Genomic DNA, 23,381 nt, shown 5'->3' on the forward strand with positions numbered 1-23,381 from the left:
TCCTGACATATAACCAATTACTTTGTTTGTATTAGCATAATTAAGTATTATTGGTTTAGTTGCTACAACAGTCCCCCTTATCTTTAACAGAAACAGCTAACTCAAAAAAATTATCCTCAACATCACTTTCTATTTTTGGATTATTTGAACAACCAATAATTCCCCTCCCTATTTTAAGCAGTCGTCCTAAATAAACACTTATTAAATTTTCTAGATGTTCAACTATTTTTTTTGATTAATGAATTAGAAATCCATATTATGCTCAACCTAAAATGAGAAACTTTAGGAGGAGATAATCTATGGAAAGACCATCTGCAATTACTTCATCTGAATTAGGTGTTTTATGGCTTACATATCAAGAGAAAACCATGATCTTACGTATATTAGAATATTTTATAGAAAAAGCAGATGACGAAACAGCGAAGGGGATTATGACTGATTTATATGGAGAGATTAACAACTATGTTGGTATCATCACAGAAATTTTTCAAAATGAAGGGGCTGTAATACCGGTTGGCTATACTGCCCAAGATGTTAATAAGGATGTACCGAAGTTATATGATAATGGGTTTGATATCATGTTTGTTCGACTATTAAAAGAAATTAGTATTGGACTTCACTCACTCAATATAACGATGTGTTATAGAGAAGATATTGTAATGCATTTGAAAAAGCTAACTGCCATTACTCAAAAGTATTACATCATTTGCACACAATATTTGCTTGAAAAAGGTTTACTTGTTAAACCTCCTCATGTGTCAATGCCAACATCAGTAGAATTTGTTAAAGATAACAGCTACTTAGGTGGATTACCCATTAATCCATTTAGCGAAAAGCGCACATTAAATACAGTTGAGGTTGCTCAGATTCACCACGCCGTTGAAGCTAATATTCTTGGGATTCAGATGATTACGGGTTTTGCTCAATGTGCAAATGAAGAAAAAGTAAAAAAATACTTTAATGATGGAGCTGAACTTGCAAAAGGTTTTGTAAAAGAATTAACTGAAGTCTTAATTCAAAGTTCTATCCCAACTCCGCAATCAGCAGGAGGCAATGCAACTCGGTCAACAATAGCACCATTTTCTGATAAATTAATGTTGTATTGCACAAGTCTTTTTTGTAGTTTTTCGTTGGGTAGTGGTTCATTAGGAACCGCCTTTAGTTTGAGAAATGATATACCAGCTAAAATGACTATTTTTATGAAAGATATTTTTGAATATGCTCATAAAGGAGCAAAAATAATGATACAAAATGGTTGGATGGAAGAACCACCTCAAATGGAGGAACGAAAGAAAATTATTAAAAAATAAGGCTTTGTTAAAGATGAGTGTTGATAATAGTGCTTTTCTAGCTGATGATTGGAGCAAAAAGCGTAGCGTAGACCTCGAGCATAGCTATAGCTGAGGAGCGCCAGCACTCGCTGTGCCAGCGCAACTGCTCATTAATTCTAGGTACACCGACAATTTGTCTGATACATATGGATATATGAGTTCAACTTTTTGATAAGGAGGGCATTGTCATATGTATGAAGACTGTGTTCAACCATTTTGTGCACAAACAACTGATACAGCACCCTTGTTTGTGGCAGAAGCTTACGACAACGTAGAAAAGAAGATTAAAGAAATTAGTCTAGAAAGTTACCGTGGAAAATGGGTGATTTTATTTTTTTATGCTAGTGATTTTACTTTTGTTTGACCGACAGAGCTGGCAGCGGTCGCTGCTATCCATAATCAACTGAGGACCTTAAATACAGATGTACTTGCCATAAGTACAGACAGTGTGTATTCTCATAAAGTTTTTACGGAGGTGTCTCCTTCTGCTGCTCAGGTGACGTTTCCACTATTAAGTGACCGAACACATAAAATTAGTAAAGCATACAGAGTGCTAAATGAAAAAACTGGGGCTACATTTAGAGCAACCATCATAATAGATCCAGAAGGAACGATTGTTACTAAATTCGTAAATCCACCGGAAGTTGGTCGAAATGTTCACGAAATTTTAAGAGTAATTCAAGGGATACAATATAGTAGAAAGACTGGGGAAGGAGTCCCTGCTAATTGGGTACAGGGGCAACCTGGTATTATTAGGGATCCAAAGTACATTGGTAGAATTTAAGGACTTCCCTTCATAAAGTTCATCGGTAGTGATTCATGCATCTTTCACTATTCAATTCAATTATAGGGTGCGTTGAACCAAGAAGGATTAACGCTTCTTCCCGTTAGATTTATTGCTTGGTATTTATAAGAAATACACGCTCTTAAACCAGTAATCTACATATATTAATGTTAATTACTGGTTTAGGAGTGAATAATGTGTACTATTATAATAACTTGCAATATATGAATTATCCCCCGGGCTATCCTAACAATTTTACTCATTTATCAAATAGAAATTTACCTAACCCTCATCCAACTAGGTTTACAACTAATTTTAGGGACAGAACTAGCTTTTTAAAAGAGGAAGCAGCAGCAATAGCTTTACTTTTAGGCATTGACTTTACTCAAAGTAAGTTTGATTTAGATGAGTTTTGGATGGGAGTGAATACTGAACTTGAACACGGGAAACTATCCAGCCAAACTAATGTTACTGGGGATGACCCGCTAATTACAGGAAAAATCGCATTGGCTCATCTTAATGAGATTCCTGATTATTATAAAAGATTAAAAGTTCTTGAGGAGGAAGCAAAATTATATTGGAACAGATAATAACTCCATAAAAAATTAACAGTTTATCTTTATTTCGACTCAATAATACGCTTTTGCTTTTCAATAAAATGATAAACTTCCGAAATCTCTACTTCATACTCTTTATCAATTTCAAAATACTTAACTCCTGCTTCTATACATCTTTTTCTAAATTCATTATGTTCATTAATAGTTTCTGCGATATTGTAAGTAGATGGCTCGAGTTCTCCACGATCCTCGATCGCATTTCTGAGCTTGATGATCTTTGATTCGAAGTTTTCTTTTATATAGAGAGTCGAGAAGACAAGGTTTACAGTAATGATTTTTTCAGCATAGGATTTCTCGAACTGTTTTACGTGGTGCGGAAGAATATAGCATCCTTCTATTATCAGATTTTGATTATTTTCTATGCTGGTTTTAATCATTTCCCTAGTGATTGGCCATAATTTTTCTCCTATTAGTTCGGTGCCATCTAAGGGAGTGAATCCACAATTTTGATCACTTCTGTAGATCCCCATCTTTAGATGATCAAGGGAAAGGTAAGGTATTTTATATTTTTCAAGTAACTGTTGCGCCATCAGTGTTTTACCACAATGACTGCTACCGCTAATAAGTATTATCATGATATCTCCTCAGTTCTTCGCCTAGAAGGGCTCTTTAATAAATGAAGCAATGGTTACTGCTGGTTCTCTATCTAACCATTATATTATATAGAAAAAAGAAGCTATCTTACTTTAGATAAGCTCCCTTTTGGTTGAAGACTACTCTACATGTAGGTTTACGGCATATGAAACAGAGCCCTGATCCCAGGTAGCATGGATTTCGTATATAATATATCCTTTTTCATCTGTGTTAAAAGAAGAACCTACAACATCTACTTCTCTTTCTTTTTCATTAGTGTTCCATATGCTCACCTTTATTTCTTTAGGTGCTTTAGTAAAATCCAAATTGACTTTAGAGCCAAGTGTGGTATTCAAATGCTTTGTTTGGTTTACAACTATTCTTGGTGGTATATCTGAATCAACACTTTCTGTAGTGGAGTTTCCATTAAAACTTTCATAAGTCCAATCGTATGCTCCTATTACTGCAGTAACTTCATCATTGTTAGAGCTGACTTTTAATTCAGGTGGTCTTTTGTTCTCCTGACTCTCCTGACTACAAGCATTTAGGATAACAATAGTTAAGAGAACTAATATTAACTTTTTCAAATACTCCCCCCGTTCTACTGGTTTCTCCCAATCTGTAAACTACTAAAAATATAATCGGGCTATACATTGTAAGTATTTAGTGGGACGAGGTACCAGCCCCTATGTCCCAATTTCTTCAATATAGAGATCATCATCGGTGGTTACCTCCAAATCCACTGGTACTTCCAGGTAGAGGATAACGGTGCCAAACGAGCTGCTGTTCATTGTGTGCATCCAACCTTCAGCGGTAAATTGAGAAAAGCTGAACTCGCTTTTGAACACATCAAATTGAATTTCTGTTTCCGGAGGTTTGATGATGGTTAATGTATCCTCTTTAATAAGAAAGGAGGAATACGGCACCTTATCAGATATGTCAATCTCTCCTGCGAATGATTTACCAACATAGGTGGTTGCTTCTACCCTGTCTGTTAGGTTTGGATCTCTTTTCACGATAATGAGTGTACCTTGGAAATGATCATTTGGTTGTTCAATCTTCAGATGTAGTTTGCTTTTCTCGTAAGGTGTACTTGATTTCTTTTTAATATACTTTCCGTCCACGGTTCGATCATGTATCAAATCCACGTAAAGATTATCGCTACTAACTGTTTCATTCTTTAGCATTACACTTTCCATGACTTGCTTTTCAGGAAGCAGATAGAAGACGCTTGCTGACAATAGCAAGACACCTATATAACCTATCATAAATTTTATGTTCATATTGCTTGAAGCAGTCCATAATCTCTTCTTACTTAACCTTGGTATAAATACAAGCATAACTAGCAGTATAAGAAAAACTAAAAACATGCTACTCATAAATGTCTAACCTCCAACCGGCGAGTGATAAGTATAGAGCAAGCTTTCAGAAGAGAGATGGAAAACAGGACTTTTATTAGAAACACCCAAAAGGTGGACTCCATAAAATAGAATGATCCTATTTGAGATATAATCCCGACTTCTCCTAGCATACCTCCAAAGAACAGCCATCCAAGAAACAAGACTGGCAGGATTATTCTTAAACCACTATGAAGCTGTATCAGCATTCCGACCAAATAACCTAAAGAAGCGAACAGTAAGATGTATAGAAAAGTAGCCAATACTCCTTTCAAGATTAAGCTTGGAGTGTTTAGTAAACTTGTAAAATAAAAGGTTTTGGCGTCTGCTAGAAAATATAGCACCACTTTTTGCAGATAACCTGACAAGAGCGCAGTTGCCATCCCCAGTGCACTTACGGTGACAAGAAAAGCGAAATTGGACAGATCGCTGCTTAAGCGGTTGGTCACAAAGGTAAAGTCGTCATTTCGGTAGGCCATTGTGGTGAGTGTGATGGAGATGATAAATGCCCAAAGCATCGTGAATACGAGCACTATATCAACAGAATAATAGTTAACAGTGAGCGAAATCCCATCTGTGCTTGAGCCGAACATGCTGCTAGCCATGAAGGAGAATAGAATTGCAAAAGCCTGCAGTGCGACTAGTGAAATATATACCCCTGATAAAGCCTTTAATTTATATACATACTGCTTTTTTACTATATCCAGCAAGGTTACTTTAGTTAAAGACATCATCTATTCCCCCCTTCATTTTGCTCGTTAGATGGATGCAAACATCACTTGCCGATACCTTCCCTATTTCCAGACCGAGGTCCCGTGCTTTGCGAAAACTTTCCTCGGAGAAATTATTTCTGATAGCAGCATATAAACTATCGGCTCCTATTCTTTTTGTAAAAAGAACTTCTTTATCCATGTTCCATTCTTCTACTAGACTAGCTTTTCCGGTAACACTAATGGCATATTCTTTTAACTCCTCCATAGGAAGGTGAAGCTGCGTCCGTCCGTTGTCTATAAGTAGTACTTCCTCTAGGAGATCCTGAATTTCTTCAAGGTGGTGACTTGATATAATGATGGTTCGCGGATGTGCCAGATAGTCCTTCAGCAAGGCACGGTAAAAATCCTTGCGGACAGCTGCATCCATCCCTGTTGTTGGTTCATCAAATATCGTTAGCGGACAGCGTGAGGCAAGCCCAACAATCATGTTGAAGGTACTTTTCTTCCCTTTTGAAAGCGTGTGGTGCTGCTGTTTGGGGGTAAATGAAAAATATTCAAAAAGCCTTTTCGAAAGCTCACCGTCCCAAAGATGATAAAACCTCCCCGCAGTTTCCAAGATTTCTCCCAGATTGAGTGAGGTGGGGAAACTCATAAAATCATCTACAAATATTGTATTGGCAGACACGTTAAGACTATTAAACGGACGCTCGCCAAACACTTTCAGTTCACCTGCTGTTTCGGTAAGAAAGCCGGACAAAATCTTCAGCAATGTTGTTTTCCCTGCACCATTTCTGCCAATAAGACCGATAATTTTATTCTCTTCTATATTGAAGTTCATACCGTTCAAAATAGGTGAATGACCATAAACCTTCTTTAAGTCACTGCACTCGATTACCTTCATCCATTCTCCCCCCTGCTGATCTTTCGTATCATTTCCACTAGTTCCTCTTCCCCTACATCCAACCGGTCCGCTTCAAGTACTAGTTCCTGAACGAGCCGTTTTAATGTGTGGTTTTTGCGTTTCGACAAAATGATTTCCTTTGCATGCTGAGTCACAAACATCCCGAGTCCCCTTTTCTTGTATAGCATTTTTTCTTCTACCAGCATGGTTAGTCCTTTTGCTGCAGTTGCCGGATTGATGTTAAACATTTCCGCCAATTGATATTGGGAAAATACCTTCTGATCCTGTTCCAAGTTTCCATTTAAAATCTCTGTTTCGATCCATTGGGCTATCTGTATATAAATAGGTTTTGACCCATCAGCATTTAGAATCAACTTCACACCTCCTGTGACATAGTACATTACTGTTGTAATGTAGTATATAATAATTACCATTTTAATGCAATAGGCGCTTTTGCTGTATTTTGAAACGGTTCATTTAGGCACGTTCTTTAGACAATTTTCATGTTAAGGTAAATGGGTATAAATGGTACAATGGGGTTAAGAAGCTATTGGTAAAGGACGGTTTGCTTGTGAATGGTAGCGATGGCGGGAAAATCTATGAAATTAAATTGAACGCGGAAAAGCATATAGAGGGACCTTTTTTTAAGGAAATGCCAATCTGTTATAACTTGAAAGCTCAGAGTAAATCTATACTCTGAGCTTCTTGCTATCTTATCATCTGGATTGCTTTACTATTACTTTTGCTTTCTTGCTTTCTGGAGTTTCAAATTAGAGATGTAGGCCGTGGCTTTAAACTGCAACTATTTAATTATTGTCCTAGATGATGCTTAATTACAGGAATCAGGATTTCAAAATGAGGATCATTTAAGTCACGGTCGATCGGATATCTTTCATGCTTGATCGGCAAATCGTCATAGTATTCGACATTTTGCTCTGTATACGGTATATAGTCGCTTTCCTTAAACCACTGATAGATTTTCGAATAGGTATGGCCAAAATCCTTACCTTTTTCGTGTTGGACCTTCAAATATTGCATTTCTGGAACAATTATTTCTTCCATTTCATCCGGTATCTCCTGTTTCAACTCCACTTCAAATACAGAATAATGAATGAACCCATCCGGACGAAGGTGATAGGACATGCCTAATTGAACTTCCGGCTCCACCGCATGTTCCAATTCACCTGCTCTGGTACTCATCGTATTTATGACTTCTTTTAATTCCTTGATTTCCGAGTATGGACCCTCCCACTTCATTCCAATAGCCCTGTATGCAGGCTTTGTGATGATTTCATAATTCAGTTTCTCCATCGTTATTCTTCCTTTCTCATCATATTGAACCATTTCTATTATTTAGAAATATTTCAGCCAAAAATCACACTCAACAAGTCAAACCCTACAAACACGCCCGTTATAGCTAATAGAAGAATCGCCTCACTCAATGTCAGGATGGCCTGCTTAGGAGAGGGGGAATGTTTCCATTCGAAATACGCTCGGATCAATTCTGAGAATACCATATAAAAAATGAGAGCCAGAAAATAAAAATTAATCGAGAGGTCATCATTCAAGTAAAGGTAGAAGCTATAGATTAATATAAACATAAATATTAACCTTACGGCCCAATCCAGTTTTTTATGCTTCTTGTTCACATGATTATAAGTAAAGCTGCTCTTTCTCTTTTCAATCTGAAAGAGCTTCCTTACAGTGAATTGAACAAGGGATACGAGAATAAAAATAATTAAAAAAAGCATCGCAAGCTTAAACCAGAACATAACATACCTCCTTCTTATGCAACATTTAAAGGAACAGCCAAGTATTTCGTTTGTTCTAATCTATAAAAGATATCTATCCTTTATGATTTTTACATGATGGCGTTCATGTCCGGCAATGATGTAGGCAATGGCCCTTGCACTGACGTTCTGCTCACTCGCAACCCCAAATCTTGTCCAAGTCTCCGCCTCCAAACCCGATATCAAAGCAATGGTAGATTGCCTGACAGCCTTAAACTCCTGTGTCAGATCCATTATGGAACGGGAAGTAAAGGCCGCCCCTTCCACATAACGGTCTTCATCAAATCCCGGAAGCGGTGTGAGGTCGCCTCTTGCTATGCGAAGCAATCTGTAGCTCATAATCCTTTCCGTGTCCGTTACATGGCCAATCACTTCTTTCAGGGTCCATTTTCCGGGTACATAAGCAAAATTTGCCTTTTCTTCCGTGAGCCCTGAAAGCAAAGACACTGTCTCCTCCAACTGCTTTTCTAAAATTCCCAGCAGACTTCCTTCCGGTACAGATTCTACATACTCTCTAAAATAGGATGGATATTCCTCTTGAGTTGGTAATTGTAGCATTCCAATTCCCCCTAACCTTCTTTTTCTCTACTTTTGTTAACTTCTATTATTAAAAAAATGATTAGTAAAAACAATGTAACAATCACTAAAGTGTCCAGCCATTTATAAGACAGAAATAGGCTATTAACTCCTTGCAATGCAACAACAAGTAAAATCCCCGTTGACAGCTTCTGTTGCCTCTTGCTCTGTTTACTTGCATTTTCAAAAAATATTCCCATTATAACATTCCTTCCTACGCTTGATACCATCCGCAAAGGACCCAACAATCAACGTTAGGCAGCATATCTTCTTACTAGCAAAAGAAAACTGATTAACACCAGTTTTAAAATTCTATGTATCCATTTCAGTGACATGAGGAAGCACTTTTCTTCTTGTAATCAGCTCCACACTTCGCATAAAAAACCATGTGAATCCGGCGTAAAATCCCACTAGCGGATATTTGAAAGAAGCTGGCTTGTTATTTTCAAAATAGAAATGCCCAATCCAGGAAAAAAGATAGTGCAAGAGTGCTAGAACTATTGTTACCTTGATATTAATAAAAAGAAAAATCCAGGCAATAAATGCAAATAGGAATGCAAAATAATGAAGTACTTGATTTCCTTTATTCTGGTGCGCTTTCTGGTAAAGAATTAGATCTCTTTTTAGCCGACTTTTCATCGTTTCCCTCCTTTTATAATCCACCTAGCATTTCTTTCAGCTCTCCATAGTGCTCCGACAGCCACACCATTTCTTCCGTGAAACGAATGGGCGGCCCCTTGTGTTCGTCCATATCCACCTCTATCCACCAGGTACTTTCCATATACCAGAGAAACATAAGTGCCTTGGATAGGAACTCTCTTTCCACAGGCCGCTCCACTCTATAGCCTTCCATAAATGCAGAAGCAAGAGAAATGTCAAAGGTGTTTTCACAGAGGGCGCCTGATATCACTGCTCGCGCCACATCAAGCTGGGGGTGGTCATATTTCAATCGGTCAAAATCCAAAATGGCTGATAATCCATTATCTGTGAATAAAATATTGTCCAAAAATAAATCTCTGTGGGCCCAGCCTGTTTCCCTCAGATTATAATCATCAAGACTGACATTTACCGTAAGGTCGATTTGCGTTTCTATAATCGTCGCTAAGGATAGCTTGTTGGTTTCACGGATTTTTTTCTCGACATTCTTCCAATGGTTTAGCCTATCCTTCACACTTGGCGGGTTGAATTCAGGAGAACTTTTCTTGCTGTTTGTTCCATCATTTAAAAGACTGTGCATCCTTCCCGCGGCTTTTCCTAATTCATACATCTGACAAGGTTTTACCGTTCCAGGTGAAAGTAGCCTCCCATTACAAAACTCCATTACCATAAAGCGGTCATTTTTTTCCGAGTTCAAAAGGTAATGGCCTCCCAAAGGATATAATCCTGGGCAAGGAAAGCCCTGTTCCTTCAATCTTTGCTGCTGGGTGAAAGCAAAGAAAAGCTCTTCATCACTGTATTTCTGGAATCTTTTTTTATTAAATTGCTTTATCAGGAAATTACCTGAAGCGGTCCTTACCTTCCACTTCAGGTTCAAATATCCACGGTGGATAGGGAGCGCTTCCTGCACTTCCATTCCGTAGACCTGATAACAAGTTTTCAAAATATCATCCAGCATGGTGTCCTTCGTTTTTAACATTCCGTTCCCTCAGTCCGCTCTATATTTTCCTGCATTTAATGATTAAAGTTGTTGGAACTGCCTTAGCCTTTTCATAGGAATACCATCTATTTTCGTGTCTTTCAATATCTTCTTCAGACAGACGAACGTCCTCTATTACTTTTTCTATTTGAAATCCGGACTTTATTAAGGTGTTAAGATATGTACTTAGTTTGAACTGCTGCATAAATGCAGGCTGTGTCCATGCTTCATGATCGTATGTGCCTTCTTCATGATAAGACTTAGTGAATATCAGATTGTCTTCGCTTATCTTGATGCGGCTGTAGAGAGGATGTTCCCAGCTGAAAAGGAATATGCCTCCCCTTTTAAGGTAACTATTCACATTAGCTAACGTGTTTTCTAGACTTGTTGTCCAGCCCAGGGCATAAATTGAATAGACGATATCAAAGTAGTTCTTCGGAAGTCCTGGATTTTCTTCCATTGGTGACTGAAACAAGTTCACTTTGGCAGGACTGCCTTTTAGTAGATTCCTTGCTGATTCGATCTGTTTTTCTGAGAGATCGAGCCCCCATAGCTCGGCTGCTTTTTGCTTTTGCATATATTGCAGCGAATGGCCGCTGCCACACCCTATGTCCAAGACTTTCTTATCGGCTACATCACCAAACAGCTTTATTTCATCCTCCCGCGGTGCCATCGGTCCATATTCAGGCAGCGGATTTCTGCCATAAAACCGCGGGGCAACCTCTTCCCAGCTCTGTTTATTGATTTTAAGAGATTCTGTGTTCATTACTACCCTCCACTAAACTGTTATAAGAACAAGTATTCTCTATTTTAAGTGTTTCTCCTGCTAGAATGTAGAGACTTTTATTATAGTTTCCCCTTTAAAGAATGCGAGAAAAGGAAGGCACTTAAAAGGTGCCTTCCTTTTTATAAAACTCAAATACTCTCTATTAAATTTTTCCGTTCCGTAACAACTTCTGCAAGCTCTTTTCTTTTCTCACCGGCCTGACCCTTTAGTTTCGAGAGAATGTCATGGATCTGATACTGCTGCTGTCTGGTCTTATCCAGAGAATCTTGAATTCTTCCCTGGACCATCCAATCGACAATCAGACCATCAAAGAACAAGTCGGTAAACCTCAAAAGACCCGACATATCAACCTTAAGGTCTGCCTCTTCATTTACATCTAAAAGCTCTTTCTGAAAGCTTCTCATATAAGATTGGGCTTCGTGGGCATATTTTGTCGCTTCATCCATATGATCGTGCTTGACCATGGTAGAGAGCATTCCGCCGCCGAACATATCAAAAGTTCCCCAGCCTTCTGCCTTCTCTAGTGATGTAACAGCAGATAATAGTGCTTGATTAACACGATCTCCCGCAGTTACTGCTTCTTCCACTTCCATAATATGCGATTTTAAATCCCCTTCCTTCTCCATAAGTTCATCTAGCTGCTGACTGGAAGTGGACCCGCTTTCTTTAATATATTTTTCCTTTGCAGAGAAAAGCTTCTGATAGTCACTTTCCACATTTCCAAGCTCCTGAATCTTTTTATGAAGCTCATTCATGCTATCTAGAATTTCCAATTTTGAAACCCTTGCTTCCTCAAGCTTCAATTGAACGGCAGCCACTTCCCTTTTTTCTTTATCCAGCCTTTCATCTACCGCCCCTCGCAACGTCAAGAAGAATTTGGTAACACTGAACCCTTCTAATCTATCAACATCCTTCTGCTCGGATGAGAGTATATTCTCCAGGTTATAGATCTTTCTTTCCAGTTCCGCCAATTCGCTATCATAGTCTTTCCACTGGTTTTCCCACTTCTGCTTTTTCCGCTTTTCGGCTTTTAATAAAATCAAGCCTTCGTTTATCTCTTTTATCAATTCGATTCCCCCTCATTTCTATTTAGTATGTATACGACAAGGAGTGGGAAAATGTTTCATTTATTATAAGACTTGTGGTGGCATCTCAAGTTGGTATCTTCATGTATCTGCTTCTGGTTTTCTGTTACATCATTTTGCTCCAACCTTGGCTTTCATGTACCTGTTTTTGATTTTCTGGTACATCATTTTGCGGTTACCTTGGATTTCATGTACCTGTTTCGCTCTTTCAGGTGCATTTTCACACAAAAAAAGCGGAGCTAAATCCGCTCCACCCTTCTTCTATCTATTCTCTATCAAACAATGCTGCGCCTGCAATACCAGGGTTCGTCATTTCATAAGGATCTAAAATCAAGTCAAGTTCTTCTTCTGTCAGTACATCATATCTCAGGCATAGCTCCCTGATTGGTTCTCCGTTTAGAATTGCTTCCCTAGCAATCCTTGATGCTACTTCATAACCGATATGCGGGTTGACCGCTGTAATGAGTCCAACACTTTTTTCCACATAATTCTTCATTCTTTCCTCATTTGCGCCGATACCTTTCACACAGTTTTCTGTGAAGGTGTCAAACGTATTATTCATAATGCTGATTGATTGAAGGAGATTGAAGATCAGCACCGGCTCCATGACATTCAACTCAAGTTGCCCGGCTTCAGATGCAAGAGAGATTGTGTGGTCATTTCCTATCACCTGGAAGGACACCTGGTTAATGAGTTCTGGCATAACTGGATTAACTTTTCCAGGCATGATGGAGGAACCCGGCTGTCTTGCTGGAAGTGAAATCTCACCCAGGCCAGCCCTTGGTCCTGAAGCCATCAAACGCAGGTCATTTGCTATTTTTGACATATTAATCATGCAAATTTTCAGGTTGCTGGAAACTTCCGTGTACGCATCGGTGTTTTGTGTCGCATCCACAAGATGTTCTGCGCCCTTGAACGGCAGGCCGCTGATTTCTGCAAGATGTGGAACAACAAGCTCGATATACTTCGGAAATGCATTCAGCCCTGTTCCTACAGCCGTTGCACCCATGTTCAATTCATAGAGATGTTCCCTAGACTGTTTAATACGTTTGATGTCTCTTGCAATAACGCGGCTATATGCTTCAAATTCCTGGCCGAGCCTGATTGGAACAGCATCCTGAAGATGGGTGCGCCCCATTTTTATAATATGACTGAATTCCTTCGCTTTTTCAACGAATGCCTCATGCATCCGTTCCATCGTCGGAATTAATTTTTCAAGCAAATTAAGAACAGCAATATGCATGGCAGCAGGAAAAGCGTCATTTGTCGACTGGGACATATTAACATGGCTGTTCGGACTGCAGTGAACATACGCCCCCTTTTCTTTTCCCATTAGCTCAAGCGCGCGGTTTGCCAGAATTTCATTAATGTTCATATTGAAGGATGTTCCCGCGCCTCCCTGGATCGGGTCGACGAGAACGTAGTCATGCCATTGTCCATCAATCATTTCATCTGCCGCTTTCATAATGGCTTCCCCAATGCCTGAATAAAGTCTACTGACCTCCACATTTGCCTTGGCAGCAGCCTTTTTCACCATGGCCATTGCCTTAATCAATTCCGGATGGATCTTGTAGCCTGTGATTGGAAAATTTTCTACCGCACGTAGCGTCTGAATTCCATAATAAGCATGTTCAGGTACTTCCTTTGAGCCAAGAAAGTCTCTTTCAATACGAGTGTTGTTCACTGTGACTGACATTTAGTTGTATCTCCTTTAGAAAATATCTCTGTTATAGGATGTCTCTTTCATTATCAAGTATCCATTTTATAATAGCATGTCCTCTATAGCTTCACTAACCTAAAATGAAAAATAATTGGACTTTCTTTTGTACATCACTTTTTATGAAACTTACTTTTCATGTACCTGTTCCGGTCCTTATTGTCTTCCAATTATTTGGAGCACAACAATAAAAGGTTCCTCCTCTTAAAATAGAGAAGGAACCTTTTTATCATATTAATCAAACGCGGGAATTGCTGTTTCATCATAGTTTTCTTCTAAAAACTCTCGTACTTCTTCGCTTGTCATCACTTCGGCAAGCTTTTGTATCGGCTCGGAATCCACATTATCTTCGCGTGCCACAAGTGTGATTGCAAAGTCGTTTTCATCACCTTCTGTTAGGAGGCCGTCACTTTTTGGAGTTAATCCAAGTGGCGCCGCATATGCCGGTGTCATCACTACTGCATCAGCGTCATCGTACATTCTCGCCAACATCAATAGGTCAACTTCTTCAAATTTATAGTTTTTGGGATTTTCAATAATATCCGCTTGCGTGTAGTAGACATCTTCTTTTTCTTTCAGCGTAATGACATCGTGCTGAGCAAGCAAAGAAAGGGAACGATCAATATTAGAAACATCATTGGCAATAGCAATTACAGAACCTTCAGGCAGCTCTTCCATTGATGCGAATTCTTTTGAATACACACCATAGTTTGCAAAATAGATTGGTGTAACTGGAACTAGGTTGGCATCATTGTTTCTGTTGAATTCCTCCATATAAGGAACATGCTGAAAGAAGTTCGCATCCACTTCCTCTGCCGCAAGAGCTGTATTTGGCTGAACATTATCTCCTAAAACAACTATTTCAAGTGTGATGTTATCTTCAGCTAGCTTTGGTTTTACAAGTTCGAGAATTTCCGTCATTGGTGGAATTAATGAAGCAACCTTCAAGGTTACTTCTTCCTGCTCTTGAGTATTTGGTTCTGAAGCATTTTCCTGATTATTTTCTTCGTTTGTCTGACCGCAACCTGCTAAAACGATTATTAGTGCAGTCATAAGTAAAAGTAATTTCTTCATATGTGTTTTCCTCCTGTTGTTTTTCTTTTTAGGCTGCTAATTTTGCATTGTTTGTTACCGCTTATCAATAATCCTCGCCACAGTAGTCCCGGTAAATTGAATCAGTTGCACAAAAATAATCATAATAATAATCATGTACATCATCAAGTCCGTTTTGAACTGCTGGTACCCGTACCGGATGGCAAAATCACCAATACCACCGCCACCAACGACCCCCATGATTGTTGAATAAGAGATGAAGCTAATAATTGATGTTGTCAAACCGAGGACAAGCCCCGATCGAGCCTCAACATAAATAAATTTAAAGATAACTTCCTTCACAGAAGCCCCCATGGAAATGGCCGCTTCAATTACACCTCTTGGTACGTCCAGCAAAGACTGCTCGACCAACCTTGAGTAATGTGCAATCGCGATAATCGCTAACGGAACGGTCGCCGCCGCTGTTCCAATAGCTGTCCCAACGACGAGTCGTGTAAATGGAATTAAAAAAACCACTAATAATAAAAATGGAAACGAACGAATAATGTTCACCAACAAATTTAATGTTGAGAACGCCAACTGGTTCTCCAGCATATTGCCCTTTCTACAAAGAAAAAGCAGCGTTCCAACAGGCAATCCCAAGAGAACGGCAGCTATGATTGAAAAGCCGACCATCACAAAGGTTTCCCCAATAGACCGCCAAATTTCAGCTTCGTATTGAACTAAAACTTCAAGCATCTATTACACATCCTTTGTGAGCTGTTCTATAAAGTAATTCGGACTGTCATCTCTTGCCTGAATTCCTTTTGGCTTCGTGACCACCGTATCATATATCTCACCGTCTGCCATCACCGTCACGCGATTGCAGATGCTCTTAATCACGTCCATCTCATGGCTAACAATGACAATCGTTACTCCCAGGCTTTTATTGATCTCTTCTAAAACGCCCAATATATCGGATGTAGTGTTTGGATCTAGAGATGAAGTTGGTTCATCGCATAGCAATACCTGAGGCTTATTCGCCAATGCTCTGGCAATTGCTACCCGCTGTTTCTGCCCTCCGCTCAACTGTGCAGGGTACTTTTTCACAAAACTCTCTAACCCTACAAAACGAAGGCACTCCAACACACGTTCCCGGCGTTTCCCCTTTGGAAAATTCGCCAAATCCAACGACACGACAACATTCTCATACACCGTTTTATTGGCCACTAGATTAAAATGCTGAAAAATCATTCCTATCGATTTCCTTGCTTCCCGAAGCTTCCGGCTATTCATCGTCGTCAAGTTTTGCCCATTCATCTCGACTTCCCCTTTATCAGGGGTTTCTAGCAAGTTCATCAGCCGCAGCAAGGTGGATTTCCCCGCTCCACTGGCTCCAATAATTCCGTGAATCTCGCCATTATGTATAGTCAGGGACACCGATTTAATGGCCTGAAACTGGGAAAAGCTTTTCGTAACAGCATGTAACGTAAGCACACAAAAAACCCCATTCTTATGTGAAAGGTAACTATCTGACGCATACCATTATAGCCTAATCCACTAAAGATGTCAGGTTAACCGTTCTTCTCTCTATTAAATCTGATTTTTGTAGTAAAAAACTCCAGAATCTTCCCACCACTTCCCCAAGGCTTAAGGTGGTTTACCGCCCCCCGCTCCCAAAAACTTACACAACCTTTACAATGGATTAATATTCCACAGGTATAATTTACCCTGTCAGCATTTTAGGATATTACGGGGGGTTCACCTTGAAAAACACAGATAAAATACAAACAAAGTTGAAAATGAGGTATCAACAGGCTTTTCAAAAAATGAACTTGGGCACACGTTTATTTATTCTCGTTGTTTCGTTGTTAATTGGATCCACACTATCGGTGGGGATCACTTCCTATTTGAAGGCAAAAGAAATGACAATGGAGACGATAAAAAATCGAATAGTCAGAGAAGCTGAACTTATGGGGCATCTTGCGGAAAATCTTAAATTTCTCTATATCAGTCAAGATGACTATTTCATGCAGCAGCTTCAGATTAATATTAGGAATCAACAGGACAAGCTGGAGAAAGACGGAATTCTTTCTGAATTTTTCTACTTAACTGACGAGCAAGTCATCCCTTTTGAAGTAAGTAAGGGTAAGCTACCCGAATTATCAGAATCACTCATTTCCCAGATGAATGGTAGCGACAGCGGTCTTTTACATAAAAAATTAGATGGAAAGGACTATACAATTACTTTTAGACCAATGACGGAAATTGATGGTACCTATGCAATCATCATCCCAACAGAAACCTATATGGGCCCAGTGACTGAAATGGCTCATTTTACCCTAGTCGTGATTGTTATTAGTCTTATTATCTTAACGCTGTTAATGATTGTATTCGTCAGAACATTAACTAGACCCTTATCCTTGCTTAGGGAAACAATGAAGCAGGTTAGGGAAGGAAAACTGGAACGAGCCGCTGATATAAATACATCAGTACCGGAGATTCTTTCATTACATAAGAGTTACAATGCTATGATTGATCAAATGAGAAGTATGCTGCAGGAACTTAAAAGTACAACGGTAGAGCTTTCGAGAACCGGTGGAAACCTTCAATCCTCATCGGAAGATGCCCTTGCTTCAAGTCAGCAGCTTGTCGCGGCTATTCATATGGTAAAGCATGGTGCAGAACAAACTGCAAGCAGTTCAGAGGACAGTGTGAACAGTTTCAGGGATATGAAGAATAAAATTGAAGAGGCAATGGATAACATGAACGTTGTACTAAACAGTTCTAAAACAATGAACAAATCGGCTAAGGGTGGTGAATATACGATGAAGGAATTAATCAGTTCCATTCACACCTTTGAAAAAGATTTTGACAAATTTAATAGCACAATCAAACATGTAAAGAACTATGCATCCTCTATCTCTAATCTCGTCGGACTTATTCAAGGCGTGTCCGGGCAGACAAAACTTTTAGCATTGAATGCCACCATTGAAGCAGCAAGAGCTGGAGATGCTGGAAAAGGTTTTACTGTAGTGGCTAAGGAAATCAGAAAGCTTGCTGACCAGTCCTCACATGCAGCAGAGGAAATCACACAGTCCATCATTCACATGGAAGAAGTAACAGTAAATGCAACCGAAGAGTTTGACGAAATGTTAATAAAAATGAAAACTAACTTAAACCTGGCGAATTCATCAAAGCTCACTTTTGATGAGCTGATGAAGGAAATTGGGGGCGTAAATGAAAATATGAAGGACATGCAAGGAAAACTAAAAGAATTAGAATATATTTTACCTGAACTTGAACATTCAGCTGACGGACTTTTATCCTTGTCCCAGGAAACCTCTGCTAGCTCTGATGAAATGTTTGCTGCTAGTGAAAATCAAAATGAGCTGCTAGAAGGAAATCATCATATTGGAAAACAGCTGAATGAATTATCACAATCTCTCTCGGCTATTACCTCTAGGTTTAACTTGCGATAAATTATTGGAAGCTATCTTCACTCCAATCCAAATGTTGAAAACGGTTCATCCGCCTCCATTTTGGAGCCAGATGAACCGTTTTGATTTTTAAGGAGAACCCTCTTTATACTACTTTCTCTTTCAACTTCCCTACAATGCTACCTGAAACTATGTTCCATAAAGCAGGATCATTTACGTAGGATTCCTTCAGTTGTTTAAAAACTGCAGATTGTTTTTCTTTGAAGTCAGGTGCATCCGCAGGTGGCAGGGAGGATTTAATCTGATCCACCAACTCCTGGACCGCAGCTGCTCTTGGTCCCCAGACAGCCAGTTCTTCTCCTTCCTGATTGATAAAAATAAATATTGGAATAGAACGGGCTGTACCATTTGTTAAGTACTGATCCATTAGCTCTAGATTCTGGTCGCGAAGGATAAAACGAACATCCATCTGGGAAGATTCAGCAATTTTCATAAGGATGGGAAGATTTAAAAGTGCATCACCGCACCAGTCCTCCGTTAGTACAATTACTTTAAGCTTCCGACCGATCAGCTTTTCGAGCACGGAGGCTTCTTCCTTATCTAAGGAAAAACCAGCAAAAATAGATTCCATTTCTTCTTTGTTAACTGTCATCCCTTTTTTGTACTCTTCATATGTTAGTCCTTTTGCAAACCACTCATTTAAATTCATTTCCAGCACCTCACATTCATTAGTAATTCTAAACTATCAGAAATAGGATTATGACTGCCAGTTAAATGCCTCGGGAAGATTTCCTCCCAAAAAACGGTTTCCTCGTCACCAGTAAGAAAGGAGCGAGAAGGACCATTTCCCATGGTTCACGACAAGGAATTCTAATTTCTCTTTTACTTATAAACGCCAGATAATCTGCAATCTTCTTGATTTCATCTGCTTGATGGATGGCGATGATGACAATCTTTTCTCCGCGCTACATCCATGCTATCAGCGCATTTCTCAACTTTACTTATAATACCTAATATATTTAAACCAAAAAAATAATAAATTTCCAATCTATGTTAATAATAAAAAATGACTGAAATTTGGAGGGGAAATTATGAGGGATGTAAAGCTATCCACGTCAGAAATCGCTCATCTTTGGGGGACCTATATTAACGATAGTATGGCAAACTGTGTGCTCCAATATTTTTTAAAAAATGTAGATGATAATGATACCAAAGGTTTATTACAGTTTGCTCTGAAGACCTCTCAAGATGGTCTCCTTTTTTTAATCGATCTATTTGAAAAAGAAAAGTTTCCGTTACCTGTGGGTTTTCATAAACAGGATGTTAATAAAGAGGCTTCAAGATTGTTTACTGATGAATTTTATCTTTATTACCTTAAAAACATGGCCTTTATTGGAGGAAGTGGATACAGCTTAGCTCTTGGGACCTCTGCTCGCAAAGATGTACGTAACTTCTTTCTCCAAGCCATTCAAAGTTCTTCCCAACTTTATGACAAAACTGCTGATGTTTTATTAGAAAAAGGGCTTTTTATGAGACCAGCACAAATCAATATACCAACCAAGGTAGATTTTGTTACGAAACAAAGTTTTCTTACAGGCTGGTTTGGATCAAGAAGACCTTTAACTTCAGTTGAGATTATGAACTTATCTTTTAACATTGAGCGTAACGAGCTAGGGCGTTCTTTATTAACTGGATTTCAGCAGGTTGCTCGGTCCAAGGAGGTAAAAGAATTTTTATCAAAAGGAGTTCAAATAGCTTCAAAACATGTTGAGATATTTGGTTCTATACTAAGCCAATCAGGTTTACCAGCTCCGATGGTTTGGAACACAGTTGCTACTGAATCCACGGATTTTACCTTTTCTGATAAGTTAATCATGTTCCATTCCGCTGCCTTGACTGCCGCAAGCACAAGTCATTATGGAACTAGCCTTGGAACAAGTCCTAGGCGCGATATAGGTTTACATTATTCAAGATTGTTGATGGAAGCCTTAAAATATGGTGAAGATGGAGCCAAAATCATGATTAACAACGGATGGCTAGAACAGCCACCTACTGCAACAGATCGCGAGGCATTAAAGAATAAGAGTTTGAAGAGTTAGATTGTGAAATAGAATGAACTATTCGCCTTTTGCTTGAGGATCCATCTAATGTACCCCAAAAAAGTAGGGCTGTTCCAAAGGTTATCCTGAGGAAACAGACCTACTATACTATCTTGCTCTTTATCTTAAATACTTGTCCACAAACTCCAGGATAGCCTGGTACCCAGTAATACGGTTCTCTTTTTTGGAAAAGCCATGACCCTCATCAGGGAAAACAATGTATTCCACTGGAACCTTGTTTTTTCGAAGCTCTTCCACGATATCATCTGATTCGACCTGCAGCACTCGTGGGTCGTTTGCCCCTTGGAGAACGATAACAGGCTTGTTGATTCGACTCGCATGAAACAGGGGAGAGATGCTTCGGATATATTCAACATCTTCGTAAGGGTTGCCTAGCTTTTGGTAGAGGGCATCTCTCATCGATTCCCACCATGATGGAATGCTCTTAAGTGTCCGCTCCCAATTAGTTACCCCGAAAATATCGACTCCTGCTTTAAATTCTTCTGAACGGAAGGCTAAAGCGGCAAGTACCATGTAACCTCCGTAGCTTCCTCCCATAATGCCGATCTTATCAGGATTAATCCAATCCAAGGTTTTCAGATAGTTTTTCCCTTCCACGCAATCTGCCAAATCTACCTCTCCATGCTTTAGATCTGCTGCTTTGAAAAAGGTTTTCCCATATCCGGAGCTTCCCCGGTTATTCACCGCTAAAATGGCATAGCCGTGGTTGACCAAAAATTGAATCAGTGGATTATAGTCGACGGTTGACTGCCCGCCGGGACCGCCATGCACCCATACAAGTGCTGGGGGCTTTTCTTCAGAGGCTTGATGCGGCCGATACAGAATTGCTGGGATCTCCAGCTTATCAAAGGATGGAAATCGAACAATTTCCGCTTTGACAAGGTCACTCTCCTGCACATCCGGATGAAGCGTATCGGTTAATTTGGTCACGTTCTTTGAGTCCGCTTCATAGATGAATATATTTTTCGGTGCTGTTGAACTATTAATGGAAAGACTAATCAGCCTCTCATCCCCGGAAACTGCCACTTCGGTTATTTGCCCTTCCGGCAGGCCTTCCATAGCAAGCGCCTCCCCGTTTTGAACCTCCACTACCTTCACTTCTGTTTTGGAATCATTGTTAATGGAATAAACAAGGTAGCGGTTGTTTTTAGAGAAAAAAGCACGCTCAATATCCCAGGGCTCACTCGCCACAAGTTCGATTTCCCCTGTCGTAAGTTCGATCTTTTTCAGCTCCAGAAACTCGGAACTTTCATCTGTCAGGAAATATAAATAAGTGGAAGATCTATCAAAAGTCTTTGGACTGTATTTTACATCTCCCTCGTGTTCACTAAGAAGCTTCATGTCATCTGCAACCCGGTTGTACACATACATATTGGAATTGTTGGCATTGGAAACCTTCTGAAAAGCAAGGTGGTTCTTATCTTTGGAAATCGCTCCAAAGGTAAAGCCATCTTTGTTTTCATAAAGGGTAGTAGATTGATAGGTTTCTATGTTCATTTCACAAACATCCAAGAATTTAGGATCCCGTTTATTTGAACCATAGAAAAAGCTTTTCCCATCGTCGGCCCATCCATAGAATTCGGCACGTTCCTTTTCCCCGGTCGTCAGCTCCTTCGCAGAACCATCCTCTTCTCTGACAAAAATATGCAAGATTTCATTTCCACCCTTATCCTGCATAAAAAGAAAACGATGATCATGGGGAAAATAAGAAATGGCATGAACCGCATCGTTCGTTGAATCCGTTAGCATTACCGGGTTTCCACCCGATGTCGGGACTGCATAGGCATTAAATACGCCACTTTTATCGCTGGAATATAATACATTCTTGCCATCATAAGAAATAGAATTATAGTTAATTGTCTCTGAATTTAATAACTCCTCAATTCTATATTGCTTTACCTTTTTGTTTATAGCAGACATTTAAATACCCTCCATTCAGCTTCATCCTTATATATTCTACAGAAGTAGTTAAATAACTTCTAAATATTGTGATATTTTATAAAAATCAATCGAAAGTTTAGTCCTAACCTAATCGGATATATAGTAACAAAGGAGGCCATAACATGTCGTTCTTCTTCTTAAGTTTTATTTTCGCTCTTGGATTTGTGGTGATTCACTTTAGTACGAAGTATATGATGTTTCTAGAAGGCGTGCCTCGTAGTCGTTTTCTCTCTTTGTCAGGGGGCATTGCAGTTGCTTATGTTTTTGTACACCTGCTTCCTGAATTAAATCATCATGATCCTGTGATAGAGGAGTCTGTCTCGCACTTTGAATTATCTTTTCTCGAACACCATGCCTACTTAGTTGCGCTACTTGGTCTGGCATTTTTCTACGGTATGGAGAAGATGGTGAAAGATTCAAAGAACAATAATGATAATTCCACTAGTGATATGCCCGCTTCTGATGTTTTTTGGATTCATATTTTATCCTTTTTCGTCTATAACGCTGTGATTGGGTATTTATTAATAAGAGAGCACTACGAAAATTTTTGGGACCTGTTTTTCTTTTTCCTCGCGCTGGCAGTGCATTTTATTATTAATGATCACGCCTTAAGGCAAAATCATAAGAGTACATATGATAGATATGGAAGATGGTTACTTAGCGGTTCGATTTTATTAGGTTGGGGAATCGGAGCTGCTACGGTAGTAAATGAACTCGTAATATCGCTATTAGTGGCCTTTATAGCTGGCGGGATTATTTTAAACGTACTGAAAGAAGAATTACCCGAGGAAAGAGAAAGTAGTTTTATTGCTTTTTTTATTGGATTGATTGGGTATGCTTTTCTATTGCTCTTGTAGTAGAGGAAACTGTATCTTATAATTTTCATATAATATCTACTTCAATACAATTAGAAGCGTCGGAACATTCCCGCCGCTTCTATT

Annotated in this window: 26 protein-coding genes; 6 read left to right on the top strand and 20 right to left on the bottom strand. The window is 39.3% G+C overall.

The annotated features are described in order from the left end of the window. The first annotated feature begins 299 nt into the window (after positions 1–299). From K9B36_RS09350 to K9B36_RS09360, 3 genes are all read left to right on the top strand, one after another. On the top strand, positions 300–1,310 hold the full coding sequence (locus K9B36_RS09350) for a DUF3231 family protein (protein WP_223701780.1): 1,011 nt from the start codon (positions 300–302) through the stop codon (positions 1,308–1,310). A gap of 211 nt (positions 1,311–1,521) precedes the next feature. Continuing rightward, on the top strand, positions 1,522–2,115 hold the full coding sequence (locus K9B36_RS09355; RefSeq protein ID WP_223701837.1) for a peroxiredoxin: 594 nt from the start codon (positions 1,522–1,524) through the stop codon (positions 2,113–2,115). 197 nt (positions 2,116–2,312) lie between these two features. Then, entirely contained in the window at positions 2,313–2,705 is a 393-nt protein-coding gene (locus K9B36_RS09360) for a DUF5661 family protein (protein ID WP_223701781.1), read from the top strand. Positions 2,706–2,734: 29 nt separating this feature from the next. Here the strand turns inward: K9B36_RS09360 and K9B36_RS09365 are convergent, their stop codons facing one another. The 18 genes from K9B36_RS09365 to K9B36_RS09450 form a co-directional block, all read right to left on the bottom strand. Continuing rightward, positions 2,735–3,307 carry a zeta toxin family protein gene (locus K9B36_RS09365; protein ID WP_223701782.1) on the bottom strand — a complete coding sequence of 191 codons (573 nt, stop codon included), beginning with the start codon at positions 3,305–3,307 and terminating at the stop codon, positions 2,735–2,737. 138 nt (positions 3,308–3,445) lie between these two features. Further along, positions 3,446–3,892, bottom strand: a complete 447-nt coding sequence (locus tag K9B36_RS09370; protein WP_223701783.1) for a hypothetical protein — start codon at positions 3,890–3,892, stop codon at positions 3,446–3,448. A 99-nt stretch (positions 3,893–3,991) separates the two neighbouring features. After that, entirely contained in the window at positions 3,992–4,684 is a 693-nt protein-coding gene (locus K9B36_RS09375) for a hypothetical protein (RefSeq protein ID WP_223701784.1), read from the bottom strand. After that, a complete protein-coding gene (locus K9B36_RS09380) occupies positions 4,681–5,436 on the bottom strand; it encodes a hypothetical protein (RefSeq protein ID WP_223701785.1) in 756 nt (251 codons plus the stop codon). Before K9B36_RS09380 ends, K9B36_RS09375 begins: the two co-directional genes overlap by 4 nt. Next, a complete protein-coding gene (locus tag K9B36_RS09385) occupies positions 5,420–6,316 on the bottom strand; it encodes an ABC transporter ATP-binding protein (protein WP_223701786.1) in 897 nt (298 codons plus the stop codon). Before K9B36_RS09385 ends, K9B36_RS09380 begins: the two co-directional genes overlap by 17 nt. Further along, the gene (locus K9B36_RS09390) at positions 6,313–6,690 is read right to left on the bottom strand and encodes a GntR family transcriptional regulator (protein WP_223701787.1); all 378 of its coding nucleotides are present in this window, start codon (positions 6,688–6,690) and stop codon (positions 6,313–6,315) included. Before K9B36_RS09390 ends, K9B36_RS09385 begins: the two co-directional genes overlap by 4 nt. A 436-nt stretch (positions 6,691–7,126) precedes the next feature. Next, positions 7,127–7,627 carry a GyrI-like domain-containing protein gene (locus tag K9B36_RS09395; protein ID WP_223701788.1) on the bottom strand — a complete coding sequence of 167 codons (501 nt, stop codon included), beginning with the start codon at positions 7,625–7,627 and terminating at the stop codon, positions 7,127–7,129. 53 nt (positions 7,628–7,680) lie between these two features. Next, positions 7,681–8,088, bottom strand: a complete 408-nt coding sequence (locus K9B36_RS09400; RefSeq protein WP_223701789.1) for a DUF4181 domain-containing protein — start codon at positions 8,086–8,088, stop codon at positions 7,681–7,683. Between the two features lie 60 nt (positions 8,089–8,148). Continuing rightward, positions 8,149–8,664: a DinB family protein gene (locus K9B36_RS09405; RefSeq protein WP_223701790.1), complete on the bottom strand. Its 516-nt coding sequence runs from the start codon at positions 8,662–8,664 to the stop codon at positions 8,149–8,151. Between the two features lie 11 nt (positions 8,665–8,675). Next, positions 8,676–8,882, bottom strand: coding sequence for a hypothetical protein (locus K9B36_RS09410; RefSeq protein ID WP_223701791.1), 207 nt, complete (start codon positions 8,880–8,882; stop codon positions 8,676–8,678). A 112-nt stretch (positions 8,883–8,994) separates the two neighbouring features. Further along, positions 8,995–9,321 carry a DUF962 domain-containing protein gene (locus tag K9B36_RS09415; RefSeq protein ID WP_223701792.1) on the bottom strand — a complete coding sequence of 109 codons (327 nt, stop codon included), beginning with the start codon at positions 9,319–9,321 and terminating at the stop codon, positions 8,995–8,997. A gap of 13 nt (positions 9,322–9,334) precedes the next feature. Then, a complete protein-coding gene (locus K9B36_RS09420) occupies positions 9,335–10,318 on the bottom strand; it encodes a phosphotransferase (RefSeq protein ID WP_223701793.1) in 984 nt (327 codons plus the stop codon). Between the two features lie 19 nt (positions 10,319–10,337). Further along, complete coding sequence (locus K9B36_RS09425; protein WP_223701794.1) at positions 10,338–11,084, bottom strand: class I SAM-dependent methyltransferase; 747 nt, start codon at positions 11,082–11,084, stop codon at positions 10,338–10,340. Positions 11,085–11,233: 149 nt separating this feature from the next. Further along, on the bottom strand, positions 11,234–12,172 hold the full coding sequence (locus K9B36_RS09430; protein WP_223701795.1) for a hypothetical protein: 939 nt from the start codon (positions 12,170–12,172) through the stop codon (positions 11,234–11,236). A 283-nt stretch (positions 12,173–12,455) separates the two neighbouring features. After that, positions 12,456–13,886, bottom strand: coding sequence for an aspartate ammonia-lyase (gene aspA, locus K9B36_RS09435; protein WP_223701796.1), 1,431 nt, complete (start codon positions 13,884–13,886; stop codon positions 12,456–12,458). A gap of 255 nt (positions 13,887–14,141) precedes the next feature. Next, positions 14,142–14,981, bottom strand: a complete 840-nt coding sequence (locus tag K9B36_RS09440; protein ID WP_223701797.1) for a MetQ/NlpA family ABC transporter substrate-binding protein — start codon at positions 14,979–14,981, stop codon at positions 14,142–14,144. Between the two features lie 54 nt (positions 14,982–15,035). Continuing rightward, positions 15,036–15,698 (bottom strand): methionine ABC transporter permease, encoded by a 663-nt coding sequence (locus tag K9B36_RS09445; RefSeq protein ID WP_223701798.1) that lies wholly within the window; start codon positions 15,696–15,698, stop codon positions 15,036–15,038. 3 nt (positions 15,699–15,701) lie between these two features. Then, entirely contained in the window at positions 15,702–16,436 is a 735-nt protein-coding gene (locus K9B36_RS09450) for a methionine ABC transporter ATP-binding protein (RefSeq protein ID WP_223701799.1), read from the bottom strand. A gap of 269 nt (positions 16,437–16,705) precedes the next feature. On the opposite strand from K9B36_RS09450, the gene K9B36_RS09455 reads away from it, so the two are divergent. Then, positions 16,706–18,421, top strand: a complete 1,716-nt coding sequence (locus tag K9B36_RS09455) for a methyl-accepting chemotaxis protein (RefSeq protein ID WP_317889869.1) — start codon at positions 16,706–16,708, stop codon at positions 18,419–18,421. A 103-nt stretch (positions 18,422–18,524) separates the two neighbouring features. Here K9B36_RS09455 and K9B36_RS09460 read toward each other — a convergent pair whose 3' ends face one another. Further along, positions 18,525–19,088: a thioredoxin family protein gene (locus K9B36_RS09460; protein ID WP_223701800.1), complete on the bottom strand. Its 564-nt coding sequence runs from the start codon at positions 19,086–19,088 to the stop codon at positions 18,525–18,527. Positions 19,089–19,470: 382 nt separating this feature from the next. Here K9B36_RS09460 and K9B36_RS09465 point away from each other — a divergent pair, with 382 nt between their 5' ends. Beyond that, a complete protein-coding gene (locus K9B36_RS09465; protein ID WP_223701801.1) occupies positions 19,471–20,478 on the top strand; it encodes a DUF3231 family protein in 1,008 nt (335 codons plus the stop codon). Positions 20,479–20,598: 120 nt separating this feature from the next. On the opposite strand, the gene K9B36_RS09470 is transcribed toward K9B36_RS09465, so the two are convergent. After that, positions 20,599–22,419, bottom strand: a complete 1,821-nt coding sequence (locus tag K9B36_RS09470; RefSeq protein WP_223701802.1) for a S9 family peptidase — start codon at positions 22,417–22,419, stop codon at positions 20,599–20,601. 143 nt (positions 22,420–22,562) lie between these two features. Here K9B36_RS09470 and K9B36_RS09475 point away from each other — a divergent pair, with 143 nt between their 5' ends. Then, positions 22,563–23,297 carry a hypothetical protein gene (locus tag K9B36_RS09475; protein WP_223701803.1) on the top strand — a complete coding sequence of 245 codons (735 nt, stop codon included), beginning with the start codon at positions 22,563–22,565 and terminating at the stop codon, positions 23,295–23,297. Positions 23,298–23,381: the final 84 nt, after the last annotated feature.

Origin of the sequence: Sutcliffiella deserti (genome assembly GCF_020037475.1) — a bacterium.
In the GTDB taxonomy this organism is placed as follows: domain Bacteria; phylum Bacillota; class Bacilli; order Bacillales; family Bacillaceae_I; genus Sutcliffiella_A; species Sutcliffiella_A deserti.

Bases quoted from the DNA above. Each gene is read 5' to 3' on its own strand.
- K9B36_RS09350 (WP_223701780.1), top strand. From the start codon at position 300: ATGGAAAGACCATCTGCAATTACTTCATCTGAATTAGGTGTTTTATGG.
- K9B36_RS09365 (WP_223701782.1), bottom strand. From the start codon at position 3,307: ATGATAATACTTATTAGCGGTAGCAGTCATTGTGGTAAAACACTGATG.
- K9B36_RS09375 (WP_223701784.1), bottom strand. From the start codon at position 4,684: ATGAGTAGCATGTTTTTAGTTTTTCTTATACTGCTAGTTATGCTTGTA.
- K9B36_RS09380 (WP_223701785.1), bottom strand. From the start codon at position 5,436: ATGATGTCTTTAACTAAAGTAACCTTGCTGGATATAGTAAAAAAGCAG.
- K9B36_RS09385 (WP_223701786.1), bottom strand. From the start codon at position 6,316: ATGAAGGTAATCGAGTGCAGTGACTTAAAGAAGGTTTATGGTCATTCA.
- K9B36_RS09395 (WP_223701788.1), bottom strand. From the start codon at position 7,627: ATGGAGAAACTGAATTATGAAATCATCACAAAGCCTGCATACAGGGCT.
- K9B36_RS09400 (WP_223701789.1), bottom strand. From the start codon at position 8,088: ATGTTCTGGTTTAAGCTTGCGATGCTTTTTTTAATTATTTTTATTCTC.
- K9B36_RS09405 (WP_223701790.1), bottom strand. From the start codon at position 8,664: ATGCTACAATTACCAACTCAAGAGGAATATCCATCCTATTTTAGAGAG.
- K9B36_RS09410 (WP_223701791.1), bottom strand. From the start codon at position 8,882: ATGGGAATATTTTTTGAAAATGCAAGTAAACAGAGCAAGAGGCAACAG.
- K9B36_RS09415 (WP_223701792.1), bottom strand. From the start codon at position 9,321: ATGAAAAGTCGGCTAAAAAGAGATCTAATTCTTTACCAGAAAGCGCAC.
- K9B36_RS09420 (WP_223701793.1), bottom strand. From the start codon at position 10,318: ATGTTAAAAACGAAGGACACCATGCTGGATGATATTTTGAAAACTTGT.
- K9B36_RS09425 (WP_223701794.1), bottom strand. From the start codon at position 11,084: ATGAACACAGAATCTCTTAAAATCAATAAACAGAGCTGGGAAGAGGTT.
- aspA (WP_223701796.1), bottom strand. From the start codon at position 13,886: ATGTCAGTCACAGTGAACAACACTCGTATTGAAAGAGACTTTCTTGGC.
- K9B36_RS09440 (WP_223701797.1), bottom strand. From the start codon at position 14,981: ATGAAGAAATTACTTTTACTTATGACTGCACTAATAATCGTTTTAGCA.
- K9B36_RS09445 (WP_223701798.1), bottom strand. From the start codon at position 15,698: ATGCTTGAAGTTTTAGTTCAATACGAAGCTGAAATTTGGCGGTCTATT.
- K9B36_RS09460 (WP_223701800.1), bottom strand. From the start codon at position 19,088: ATGAATTTAAATGAGTGGTTTGCAAAAGGACTAACATATGAAGAGTAC.
- K9B36_RS09465 (WP_223701801.1), top strand. From the start codon at position 19,471: ATGAGGGATGTAAAGCTATCCACGTCAGAAATCGCTCATCTTTGGGGG.
- K9B36_RS09470 (WP_223701802.1), bottom strand. From the start codon at position 22,419: ATGTCTGCTATAAACAAAAAGGTAAAGCAATATAGAATTGAGGAGTTA.
- K9B36_RS09475 (WP_223701803.1), top strand. From the start codon at position 22,563: ATGTCGTTCTTCTTCTTAAGTTTTATTTTCGCTCTTGGATTTGTGGTG.